This is a genomic window from Fusobacteria bacterium ZRK30, from assembly GCA_024628785.1.
Classification (GTDB): domain Bacteria; phylum Fusobacteriota; class Fusobacteriia; order Fusobacteriales; family Fusobacteriaceae; genus Psychrilyobacter.
This window is the reverse complement of sequence record CP102405.1, coordinates 90648-103081: the sequence shown is the minus strand read 5'-3', so window position 1 is coordinate 103081 and position 12434 is coordinate 90648. Positions and strand designations below refer to the sequence as shown.

The following is a 12434-nucleotide window of genomic DNA, read 5'->3' as shown; positions in this document are numbered from 1 at the left end:
TTTGTCGAAAAAATTGATATTATAGATGGAGTTTTTATCTCGTTAAATGAGGGAATAAAAAGTGAAAAAAGGAAATTAAGGATAAAATTGGTAGGTAAATATTATTACAAATATGTATTTTTAAGGGGGTAAGAGATGAAAAAACTTTTATTTGGTATGGCAGCATTGGCATTGGTAACTACAACCTATGCAGAGGGATTGGAGATCAAAGCTGGTTACGATGTTTGGAGAAATATATCCAAAGATTATATAGGGGACAGCGGGGGATCGATGGATCAGGGGTGGACCTTGGGAGCGGAATATCTATGGACTTCTGGGGATGATTATTCTTATGGACTGGGGACTGAATTCAGATCGAGAATAGAGGATGACAATAACGAATATAATGAGTCTATGCCTTTTTATTTAGTAGGGAAGTACGATATGCTAGATGAGATGTTCTACCTGGTTGGAAGAGGGGGATATAATGCAACTTCCAATGTGACCGGAGGAAATACCAGAGGGGGACACTATGTAGGGGTCGGTATTGGTAGAGATATTGGACTTTTTAATCTGGAAGTTTTATATGAAAATATGGGTTATGAGTTTAAAAGGGAGGATCAGAGGGGATATCATGACAGTGTAGGGGTAAAATTTGGAATGAAACTGGGAGAATTTTATGACATGATGAGGCAGGATACGACTCCTAGTGAAGCAACTTTAGTTTTCGCAGAAGAAGATGAATCAGTAATGACTGAAGAGATGTCTATTGGAGAAGAAAATGAAATGATTCCAGTAGTTGTAGAGGTAGAACCTGTAATGAAATATATCTTAGTCAACTTTGAATTTAATGACGGTAAATTAAGTGAAGAAGCTAAAGCTGATTTGGATAAATTAAAACCAGAGGTGGAAGGAGCCAAAAAAATAACTGTAACAGGACATACTGATACCCGTGGGTCTGCTGCATATAATCAAAAATTATCAGAAGAGAGAGCCCAGGCAGTGGCGGATTATTTGGAAATATCAGAAAAAACAGAGGTAGAAGTGATAGGTAAGGGTGAATCGATGCCATTGGGAGAAGATCATAATACTAATAGAAGGGTTGAAATAGAAGTAGAGAAATAAGGGGTAGATATCAGGTTAATATTTTGAGAATTTTCTTTTTCCGATAAAACAATGTGATATAATTATATTGCTGTTATATGTTAATATGATGTTTTGAAGTGTATTAACAGATGATAATCTTGAGATAAAGGGACTGATTTGATGTTAAAAAAAGAAATTAAAAAGATGGATATATTATCTTTGGCAATAGGTGCAATCATAGGAACAGGAGCTTTTATCCTTCCGGGAACGATGTTTTTAAAAGCAGGGATGATAAATTCCATTATAGCTATCCTTATGGGGGGGCTTATAATGGTTGGAATAGAAAAAAATTATGGTTACCTGCTCCATAAGTTTCCAGTAGCTGGAGGAGAGTATGCATTTACCTACGATGCATTTGGTTGGAAACATGCATTGACATGCGGGTGGTTTCTTACTTTGGCATATTCAAGTTTAGTACCATTTAATGCTACAGGTCTGGCTTTTGTTGCGAAATTTATAATGCCGGGAGTCTTAAAGGTAGGGTATCTATATACTATAGCAGGATCTAGTATATATTTAGGGGAGATAGGAATAGCGATATTTGCCCTATGTTTTTTTGCTTATTTAAATATTAAAGGGGTAAAATTAGCCTCAAACTTTCAAAATATAATGGTGCTTTTATTGGTAGGGATAGTGTTTTTATTTTTAAGTCTGGCCATAGCAAAAGCTGGTATTAATAACTCATATACATCTACCTTTCTTACAGGTCAAAAGATCGGTCTATCTAATATATTAAAGGTGCTGTCTATTGCTCCAATGTTGTTTGTTGGATTTGACTGTATCCCGCAGGTGGCAGAGGAACTGAATTTTGAGGCTAAAGAAGCTTCTAGATTAGCTGTATTTTCTATTTTAATCGGAGCTTTAATCTATTGTTCAATTTTATTTTTTACAAGCTTTGGGATAACTTTGGAAGAGGTTGCAAATGGAAATATAACGTGGGCAACAGGGCATACAGTTGAATATTATTTCGGTAAGATCGGACTATGGTCCCTGGGGATAGCTTTACTTTCAGCTATTGTAGCAGGAATAAATGGATTTTATATGGCTGCCAGCAGATTATTGTTTGCCATGTCCAGGGGAAAGATACTGCCTGAATTCTTTGGTGTATTAGATCCCAAATATCATACTCCCAAAAATGCCGTGTTGTTTATCTTAGGAATATCATTGATTGCACCATGGTTTGGAAGGAATGTATTAGGATGGATAGTGGGGACTTCCAGTGTAGGAGCTTCCATCGGATATCTGTATACCAGTTTATCTTCTTATAGACTATACAAGGAAGAGTATAATAGGGTGTATTTTCCATCTATATTTGGTTCTATAGCCGGGATAGTCTTCTTAATCTTATTATTGGTGCCGGGATTGAATAGTTCTCTGTCCATGCCCTCAGCAATTATAGTAATAGTATGGGGGATTATAGGTTTATCATTTTATAAATTTTACGATCTTAAAGTAGTGCATTATACCAAGGAAGAGTTAGATGAATTAATCTTAAACAGAGATTCCGATGGGAATTTCAAAGAAAAATAATTAACTTTTAATAGATAGCATATATACAAAATAGGGGGATATTTCATGATAGAAGAAATCTTTAAAATATCAACTGAAGATAAAACGGTAGTAGAAAAATTAATTTTAGAGGATGATTTAAACTACATTCATATGGTATTTGAAAAGGGAAAGGGGCTGCCTTTACACTATTCAAACGCAGTTGTAAATATGACGGTTATCAGAGGAAGATTATCTATAACTTTAGGAGATCAAAAAACTAAAATATATGAAAAAGGGACTCTTTTGAGAATTCCATATGACGTAAAGATGAATGTTAGAAATGAAGAGGATGAAGTCTTAGAGCTTATAGTTATAAAAGCTCCGGGAGCAAAACATCCTGTAAAATATGCCAGGTAGTTATTTAGAAGGGGGTTAACGCCCCTTCTTTTTTTATATCAATTAAATTATCTTTTAGATTTTAAATTTAGAACTGAAATTATCTTAAGGATTGAAAAAGCTTAGATTTTTTGATATAATAGGCTTTAATGGATATTTAAATTAGAAATTTTAAAAAGTGGAGAGAATGATGTACGATAAATTTATTAGTAAAAGTGAAGAACGGGTAGAAGTTTATTTTAGATTGAGGTTTTTTGAGAAGAAATCTTACATAGAGATAGTGGATAAAAAAGGAGATGAAATAAGTCTTCCGATGACCCCTATCCAAACAGATAAAAATACTTTAGAAATAATTTCTAATTTAGAACTTATAAATGAGCATAACTATTTTAATATATCGTGGGAAAACGAAGATAATCTAATTTATTTAGAGGAAAACCCACATCTATTTGAACTGTTAAGGAAGAGTAAATACTTTGTTACAGAGGATTTTAAAGGAATAAGTATTAGGGAAAACAAAAGACAAATAACCCTAAAACTGGAAAAATCTAAGGAAAAAATAGAGGTTAAATTAGTGTTAGATGGTAAGTATGAAACTTTTCAATTTTTAACTGAAAATTATGTCATAAGAAAACACAAGATCTATCATATCGAGGATATAGGGGAAAACTATCTTAGTGCATTGGAACTAAATACGCAGATAGAGCTAAAAGAGATGGAAAGATTTTTGACTATAACTAATTCTTACTTTGATAATTTAAATGTGGAATATGAAGACTATAGGGTAGAAAAATTAAATAAGAAGTCCTTTGTCCCACGTATTATAATAGAAAAAATTTCTAAAGACAGAAGTTTGTATCTTAAATTTGGTTTTGAGATATCTACTATGACCTATAATATGTTGAAAAAAGATGACATTAAAACAGTGGTATTATTAAATTCATTGGAAAAAGTAATATCAATCTGTGATATAGATATATCTACCATGTCTGAAAGTATGGAAGATGTAATAAAGATATTGGTGAAATACCAAAGAAAGTTAAAATTAAAGGAAAGCTATTATGTAGAGGAGAACCTTATCATTCTCCATGAAAAATTAGCTAAAGAATTTATAAGTAAGGAACTCCTTAATCTGGTATCTAAATATAAATTCATAGGAACTGAAAAATTAAAGACATATAAGATAAAAACTGTTCAGCCTAAGTTGATAGCTAAATTATCTCATTCAATTGATTTTTTAGAGGGAGACGCCCACCTAGAGATAGAAGGAGAAAAATTTTCTATCCTGGATATAATTTCAAAATATAAAAAAGATTCATATGTTGTTTTAAGTGATGGAACTAATGCACTAATCAACAAAAAATATATAGAAAAATTAGAAAGGTTATTTAAAAACAGTAAATCATCAAAAGATGTTAAGGTATCTTTCTTTGATCTGCCCATAATAGAGGAGCTTATTGGAGAAAAAATATCTGGAGATGGAATGACCTATGGAAGGCAAATATTTGAGGGTTTAAATGAGATAGATAACTTAGATATACCTGGTGCCATGGTCGATGCAACACTGAGAAATTATCAGGAATACGGGTATAAATGGCTGTATTATATAACTGAAAATAAATTAGGCGGATGTCTGGCTGATGATATGGGTCTGGGAAAAACTATTCAGACTATAAGTATATTAGCTTATACATATCTACATAAAAACCTGACGAAGCCATCTCTTATTATCATGCCTAAAAGTTTAGTATTTAACTGGGAAAATGAAATAAAAAAATTCTGTAAAGACCTTACTGTAGGTATATATTATGGAAACAACAGAGATTTTAATGAAGTAAAAAACAAAAATATTATTCTTACGACCTATGGAACAGTAAGAAATGATGTTAAATTATTGACTAAGGAAAAATTTGAGATGATAATTTTAGATGAATCCCAGAATATAAAAAATATAACATCCCAGATAACAAAAGCTGTGATGTTATTAAATTCTGAAAAAAGATTAGCTCTCAGTGGAACACCGGTGGAAAATAATCTGGGGGAACTTTATTCATTGTTCAGGTTTTTAAACCCACAGATGTTTGGCGGGATTGAAGATTTTAATAATTATTATGCTAACCCGATTCAAAAAGACAATGATTTAGAGATAATAGAGGAATTAAAGAAAAAAATATATCCATTTATCTTAAGAAGGATAAAAAAGCAGGTACTAAAAGATCTGCCGGATAAGATCGAAAAAACTCTCTATGTGGAGATGAATGAACCCCAAAGAAAGTTATATGAAGAGAGAAGAAACTTCTACTATACCCTTATAAATCAAAAATTATCTGAACATGGGATAGGAAAGAGTCAGATATTTATCCTGCAGGCATTGAATGAACTACGTCAAATAGCCAGCTGCCCGGAATCTAAGAGTGATGGTTTAGTAAGATCGGCTAAGTTAGAGATATTGGTAAACAATATCCTGGAAGCTGTAAAAAATGGACATAAGGTTCTGGTTTTTACAAACTATATTAACTCTATAGATAATATACGTGAGGAACTGGAAAATTATGGAATTAATCATATATCTATGACAGGTGCTACAAAAAACAGGCAGGAATTAGTGGAAAAATTCCAGACATCAAAGGAATGTAAGGTATTTATCATGACGTTAAAAACAGGAGGAGTTGGACTGAACCTGACTGCTGCTGATAAGATATTTATCTATGACCCTTGGTGGAATAAGACGGCAGAAGACCAGGCTGTAGATAGAAGTTACCGTATGGGACAGGACAGGACGGTATTTGCTTATAAACTTATTACAAAAGGAACGATAGAAGAAAAAATGCTTAGTTTACAGATGGAAAAAAATAAATTATTTAACAGTCTTATAACTACAGATACTGTTGCAGTTAAAAGTCTAAGTGAATCTGATATTGAATATATGTTAGGAGTGTAACTAAAATGGGAATAAGCAGAGATAAATTTAAAAGTTCAATTACAAATTTTTATACAAAAGATGGGATCTATAGTTTGTATAAGAAATATTTTATAGACTGGATAGCAGATGGGCACATTGGTCTCCATCTGGATATATTTGAGGTATCCCTGTTATCGGAGACGTCGAATAAATCGGTATTTGTAGATTTATTGGAGGAAGCTTTTTATAAAAAAGAAACCTTTGTAGAGATATTTAACAGCCTGGAAGAGGAGGTCAAAGAGATCTTTAGAAGCATCATATGGAGCGGAAAATATATCTTGGAAGAATCACAGATAGAGGAGTTCTTTGAAAAGGACCATACCTATGAAACCAGTGAAAATTTAAAGGATAAATATAAATTTTTTCATTATAAAAAAAATAAAATAGCTAAAGAAGGACCTGGATACCTATATTTAGATAATGATATTATCAGAAAAATAAGACCTCACTGTCCAAATAAGGTGAGAGATTATTTTATCCATCCGATAGAAAATCCGATATATACTTATAAACATAACTCTGAGGAGGAAATATGTAAAAAATATAGTTTATACTATAACTTTTACAGCCAGGGAAACATAAAACTTTCTACCAGCTTAAAACTCCTCAAAGAAAGTAAGAGAGATATGCAGAAATACTGCGATATTTCAGAGTTTTACAGTGAAAATAAAGATTTGGACTATTTAAAAACTGAAACTATGGGACTATTATTTTATTTAATAAAAGATGAATACCTTGTCCCGGAAAACTTTAAGTTGGATAAATTTAAGTATATTATAAATGAATTCCTTAGCGGAAAGTTAACAAAGAATGATGGGTACGAGTACACAACTAAATACCTGAACTATCTAAAGGGTGTAAAAAATATAAAGAAAACAGAAAATTTAACCAGATCACTTCAGACTATAGTGAAGTTAATTATGGAACTGCCTTCGGAAAAGACCATAAGTATCTCGAATATAATAAATTATCTGGTTTATAGAGATGAATTTTTAGATATCATCGAGTTAAAAGATGTGTATGACTATGTGTATATCAATGAATCCAACTATGGAAGAACCAGAATATCCCAGTATGATGAATATCATAGATACATCATTGAGCCCTTTGTAAAATCTATATTCTTCCTTTTAGGAAGCTTGGGATTATTTACCCTTTATTATGATTTGCCTAGCGGTAATAATGGACTGTATCTAAAGAATAATTATTTATCAAAATATGATGGATTGAAATATATAGAATTGACTAAATTAGGTGAATATGTCCTGGGAAGAGCAGACGATTACGCATTCACAGAAGAGAATGAAGACGCAGAGATAGTCTATGATGAAGATCTTCTTTTGATAACTATCATTGGATCAGCTCCTATAATGTCTATGTTTTTAGAGAAAGTATCTATTAAGATCGGTGAAAGTAAGTATAGGATGGATAAGGGAAGATTTTTAAAGGGAATCTTAACAATAAAAGAATTAGAGGAAAGGATAAAAGAATTTAAAAATAAATTCTATAAAGATCTGCCTCAGGTCTGGGAAACTTTCTTTGATGAGTTGAGATCTAAAGTAAACTGCCTGACTCATGAATCTGATATAAAAGTATTTAAAGTTAAACAGGACAAAGAATTTTTTAAGATCCTAGCAACAGAGAGTAAGTTAAAAGAATACATTTTAAAAGCAGAAGGTTTTTATATCCTTATAAAGGAAGAAAATGTGTGTAAGGTAAAAACTATCCTGTCAAAATATGGTTATTTTAATGAAATAGAATAAGAAAAAGGCCTGGAAATGTTATATTTCTGGGCCTTTATTTTTATATTAAGAATATTAGTTTTAAATTTAAAAGTGTTTTATTTTGGAATTAAAGATATATTTAAGAAACATTTAGGTTGACAAAAAAAATATAATTATTTATAATGCGGGTAAATAATAATAAATTATTATGACGATAATAATTATTTAAAAATAGGAGGGAGAAAATGGCAGGAATTATTAGTGATCTATTTGGCTGGGATAAACACCTGGAAGTAGATAAAGATGGGGCATTAGATCTTATAGGGGATGATGCAATCGTAATCGATGTAAGGAATGAAAGGAAAAGAAATAAGGTTGAGGCTATCTTTGATGAAACTATCGACGTTGAATTTAATGAATTCGAAACGAAGGTAAAGGATCTTTTAGAAAAAAAAGAGATAACTAAAAACGATTCATATGTAGTGTTCTGTACGACGGGAGCTAAAGGATTAAAAGCTGTAAAAATCCTTAGAAAATATGGATTTGAAAAATCATTTAATATGAAATACGGTACCAATGCATGGCATGCAAATGACGATGGATGCGGTACATGATAAAAATAAAAAGTCTAGGTTAGACTTAAAATAAGAAATTCAAGTGTGAAATCATAATAAATTAGATAAAAAAAGTTTTAAATCAGGTAGAAAATTTTAGGGAGGGTTATATATATGCAAATTTTAAATATACTTATTATGGCAATATTAGTATATGTGCTGGCTTGGATGCAGAGATCATATAAGTCATTTACAAATAGAGTGTTTACTGGATTGGGATTAGGAATATTATTTGGTGTATCTATGCAGGTTTTTTATGGACAGGGATCGGAGATAATTGCAAATACATTACAATGGACCAACATAATAGGTAGTGGATATGTTTCGCTGTTAAAGATGATTGTTATTCCTTTAATAATGGTATCTATAGCTTCATCTGTTATTAATGCAGAGGAATCTGAAAATAGTTCTATAGCAAAGATGAGTACGACTATCATTGGATTATTGTTGGTAACTTGTGGTATAGCTGCTCTTATATCTATATTTACATCTTTAGCATTTAATCTAAGTGCAGAGGGGCTAATATCAGGAGCTAAAGAAGCTGCTAGAATGAGTTACTTAGAAGGGAAAGCAGGAGATGTTAGTAATGCTTCTTCATTGATTAAACAAATAGTTGGAATTATTCCGGATAACCCATTTAAAGCTATGACTGGTGCAGGAAATAACTCAACAATCGGTGTTGTTATCTTCTCAGCTTTAGTAGGGATAGCTACAAGAAAGATCAAAAAGAAAGATAAGAAGACTTTTGAATTAATTCAAAATGGTGTAAATGCAGCTCAAGCTGTAGTATTAAAGTTAGTACAGATGGTATTGGGACTTACTCCATATGGTGTTTTAGCTCTAATGACTAAGGTATGTGCGAGTTCTAACTTTGTAGAAATTTCAAGATTAGGTAACTTCGTTGTAGCGACTTATGTTGCTTTAGCACTTATGTTTGGAGTTCACTTAGTAATGATTATGTTGTGTGGTGTATCGCCAATAATTTTCTTGAAGAAGGCGTGGACAGTATTGACATTTGCCTTTACATCTAGAACATCTGCTGGAAGTATCCCAATGAATATTGACTGCCAGACAAAAAAATTAGGAGTACCTAATTCCATTGCAAGTATGTCAGCTGGAATTGGAGCTACTGTTGGACAAAATGGTTGTGGTGGAGTATATCCAGCTATGTTAGCTGTAATGATTGCTACTGCTACTGGTATAAATGTACTGGATCCGGCATTCTTTGTAAAATTGATTATAGTTGTAATGATAGCTTCACTTGGAGGAGCTGGAATCGGTGGAGGAGCTACAATAGCAGCCTTAATTGTACTGCCTATAATGGGATTACCTATTGAATTGGTTGGATTATTGATCGCTATTGAGCCTATCTTAGATCAAGGTAGAACTGCTTTAAATGTATCAGGAGCTATGGCTACTGGTGTTGTAACAGCAAAATTATTAGGATCTTTAGATAAAGAGATATACAATGACGGTGAAGGTAAGGCCGTATTGAACAGAGGATAAACTAAAAAAATGGAAGCAGAAATTCTGCTTCCATTTTTATTATCCAGGAAATTATACTAAAATATCTACCAGTAAGTGGTATCACTAAGATTTTAGAGGTCATTATATAATCTAAGAATCTTGAGGTAAAAATTATAAAACCCTAGGTTGTGCCTATCTGGATGCAACGTCACGTTGCTCTTTTATATATCACTTAAAACTTTTACTACCTTTCCTACAACTTTGAGATCTTCTCCAGGGCCTATAAAAATAGGCGGATAGTTGGGATTATCACTGATAAGAGCTACATATGATTCTGTAACTTTTAGTCTTTTTACAAAGGCTTCATCATTTATGAAAAAAGCTCCGATATCTCCATTTCTTACCTCAACTTCTTTTTTAGCGATAATTATAGAACCGTCTTTAATAGTAGGCTCCATAGAATCTCCCCATACATTGACAGCAAAAATATTACCGTGATTTCTTATCCCAGGGAGGGTAATATATTCTGTAACTTCCTGATCTCCTAAAACCCCGATGCCTGCACTGATCCTTTCAAAGACCGGAATCTGGTCATCTATAGAGATGGAGTTATTTTCAGAGATAGATGAGTTTCCCCTGAGGTAGCTGATCTCCTTATCTTTTCTATCCAATTCATCCTTGATGAGCTGAGGAGTCCTTTCAAAAGCAGCTAAAAATTTTAGATATTCAATCTCCTCCTCATTTAACATAAGACCTATGGAAATTTTTTCTAAAACGTCCTCACTGGGCGGATTTTTTAATTCACCTCTTTCTATATTATTAAAATAAGATTGAGTTATCCCAATGGATTTAGCAAATTTATTTTGACTTAGATTTAATTCTATTCTTTTATTTTTTATAAATTTATTAAAAGTCATGATAGATATCAACTCCCTATATATTGTTATAGTTAATTATAACCTCAATTTGTAAATATTACAAATGATGATTTAAATTATTATTCTGAATTATTTTTGTATAGGTAATATTTAAAATTAAATGTATATTAAATTAAAAGGGAGTTGGTGAATTTGGAGATTTTATTTTGGCATGGTTATCTTTTGCATGGTAGCGGCAGTAATATTTTTGCCTTGAATATAGTAAAAGAATTTTTAAAAGAGAATAATGTATATCTATTTTCCCAGGAAAGAGATTGGGATGGTATAGAAGAGGTTGGTTCCCATTGGATTATGGATGACTATCAAAATATCTCTTTAAAGACAAAATTTAAAGAGGATGGATTTGTAGGGGTAACCCCCTATATAGGTGATCTCCTTCCTGTATTTGTCTATGATAATTATGATGGGTTTAAAGTTAAAACATTTGATAAATTAACAGATATTGAGTTAAAAAGATATATAGACCTAAATGTAGAGGCTGTCATAAAATTTTTAGAGACAACCAAGATAGATATAATCTACTGTAATCACTTTGCCATATCCCCTTATATAATGAAAAAAGTGCAGGAAAAGACTGGGGTTCCATATATAGTAATTGGTCATGGAAGTTCATTAAACTATATTATAAGCAGAGACAAAAGGTATATGAAGCTATCCTATGAAGGATTCTTGGACTCTAAGAATGTGGTGGTTCAAAGCGAATATATCAGAGGGAGATCTTGTGAGATCTATGAGGAAATAGATTTTTTTAGGGACTCCAGATTTCAAATAATTCCTTCAGGTGTTAATTTTGAACAATTTAATAAGTTATTAAAAGATGAAGAGTTTAAAAATATTATAGAGGGGAAAACTGTTTTTTCCAATGGACCATTAAAAAAAATATATGATGAAAATTATGAGAAGATAAAAAAATTAGAAGATATAAAAAAGATAAAAAAAATTATAGATGAGGCAGAGGATAGGATAGAGTACAGGGATATAGACAGAGATCTGGACTCGAAATTATCTGAGGAATTAAAAGGAGAAGACAATATACTATACATAGGGAAATTAATAATCTCCAAAGGGGTGCATATTCTCTTGATGAGTCTCCCCTATATTTTTCAAAATAATCCCACTGCAAATATTACTATTGTAGGCTATGGAAAGTTTAGGCCGGCTTTAGAGATTTTATTGAGAGGATTAATAGAGGGAAACAAAGAGTTATTGGAAATTATTATAGAAAAAGGAAGTTATTTAGAAGAGAAAAAACATGGCGACTTGAAATATCTATCAATATTCTGGAATTCATTAAAAAGTGATGGGAAATTATATGAATATTTAGAATTAGCTAAAAAAATAGATATAGACAGGGTTGTATTTTTAGGTAAATTAGATCACGATACCCTGCCCCATGTTATAAAAAAACATAGTATAATAGTAGTGCCATCTATTTTTCCAGAATCTTTTGGAATGGTAAGTATCGAGGGGATGTCTCAGGGGTTAGTCCCTATAGTTTTTAACCATTCAGGATTAAAAGAAGTTATTCCTTTCGAGGATAGTTTAGTAGATCTAGATGATGAAGTTGTAAAGAATCTGGAGAAGGCAATACATTTAAATTTAGAGAAGTTAGAGAAAATACCAAATATAAATAAAAAATTTATAATGGAAAGTAAAAAATATTCTTTTGAATCAGTAGCTGAAAGATTACTCGATCTAAGATAAAAAAAGGAGGTGG

At 31.8% G+C, this 12434-nt stretch carries 9 protein-coding genes; 8 read left to right on the top strand and 1 reads right to left on the bottom strand.

Features of this window, described 5'->3' with window-relative positions:
• Positions 1 to 135 precede the first annotated feature (135 nt).
• The 7 genes from NRK67_05455 to NRK67_05425 all read left to right on the top strand — a co-directional run bounded on the left by NRK67_05455 (position 136) and on the right by NRK67_05425 (position 9818).
• Complete coding sequence (locus NRK67_05455) at positions 136 to 1104, top strand: OmpA family protein (protein UUV18957.1); 969 nt, start codon at positions 136 to 138, stop codon at positions 1102 to 1104.
• A gap of 141 nt (positions 1105 to 1245) precedes the next feature.
• Entirely contained in the window at positions 1246 to 2655 is a 1410-nt protein-coding gene (locus NRK67_05450) for an APC family permease (GenBank protein ID UUV18956.1), read from the top strand.
• A 45-nt stretch (positions 2656 to 2700) separates the two neighbouring features.
• A complete protein-coding gene (locus NRK67_05445) occupies positions 2701 to 3033 on the top strand; it encodes a cupin domain-containing protein (protein ID UUV18955.1) in 333 nt (110 codons plus the stop codon).
• A 169-nt stretch (positions 3034 to 3202) separates the two neighbouring features.
• The gene (locus tag NRK67_05440; protein UUV18954.1) at positions 3203 to 5953 is read left to right on the top strand and encodes an SNF2-related protein; all 2751 of its coding nucleotides are present in this window, start codon (positions 3203 to 3205) and stop codon (positions 5951 to 5953) included.
• Between the two features lie 5 nt (positions 5954 to 5958).
• Positions 5959 to 7737, top strand: coding sequence for a hypothetical protein (locus NRK67_05435; GenBank protein UUV18953.1), 1779 nt, complete (start codon positions 5959 to 5961; stop codon positions 7735 to 7737).
• Between the two features lie 206 nt (positions 7738 to 7943).
• Positions 7944 to 8312 (top strand): rhodanese-like domain-containing protein, encoded by a 369-nt coding sequence (locus NRK67_05430; protein UUV18952.1) that lies wholly within the window; start codon positions 7944 to 7946, stop codon positions 8310 to 8312.
• Between the two features lie 138 nt (positions 8313 to 8450).
• Positions 8451 to 9818 (top strand): cation:dicarboxylase symporter family transporter, encoded by a 1368-nt coding sequence (locus NRK67_05425; protein ID UUV18951.1) that lies wholly within the window; start codon positions 8451 to 8453, stop codon positions 9816 to 9818.
• 182 nt (positions 9819 to 10000) lie between these two features.
• On the opposite strand, the gene NRK67_05420 is transcribed toward NRK67_05425, so the two are convergent.
• Positions 10001 to 10696, bottom strand: coding sequence for an XRE family transcriptional regulator (locus NRK67_05420; protein UUV18950.1), 696 nt, complete (start codon positions 10694 to 10696; stop codon positions 10001 to 10003).
• 153 nt (positions 10697 to 10849) lie between these two features.
• On the opposite strand from NRK67_05420, the gene NRK67_05415 reads away from it, so the two are divergent.
• Complete coding sequence (locus NRK67_05415; GenBank protein ID UUV18949.1) at positions 10850 to 12421, top strand: glycosyltransferase; 1572 nt, start codon at positions 10850 to 10852, stop codon at positions 12419 to 12421.
• Positions 12422 to 12434: the final 13 nt, after the last annotated feature.

Coding starts and splice junctions, on each gene's coding strand:
- NRK67_05455 (UUV18957.1), top strand. CDS start 136: ATGAAAAAACTTTTATTTGGTATGGCAGCATTGGCATTGGTAACTACA.
- NRK67_05450 (UUV18956.1), top strand. CDS start 1,246: ATGTTAAAAAAAGAAATTAAAAAGATGGATATATTATCTTTGGCAATA.
- NRK67_05445 (UUV18955.1), top strand. CDS start 2,701: ATGATAGAAGAAATCTTTAAAATATCAACTGAAGATAAAACGGTAGTA.
- NRK67_05440 (UUV18954.1), top strand. CDS start 3,203: ATGTACGATAAATTTATTAGTAAAAGTGAAGAACGGGTAGAAGTTTAT.
- NRK67_05435 (UUV18953.1), top strand. CDS start 5,959: ATGGGAATAAGCAGAGATAAATTTAAAAGTTCAATTACAAATTTTTAT.
- NRK67_05430 (UUV18952.1), top strand. CDS start 7,944: ATGGCAGGAATTATTAGTGATCTATTTGGCTGGGATAAACACCTGGAA.
- NRK67_05425 (UUV18951.1), top strand. CDS start 8,451: ATGGCAATATTAGTATATGTGCTGGCTTGGATGCAGAGATCATATAAG.
- NRK67_05420 (UUV18950.1), bottom strand. CDS start 10,696: ATGACTTTTAATAAATTTATAAAAAATAAAAGAATAGAATTAAATCTA.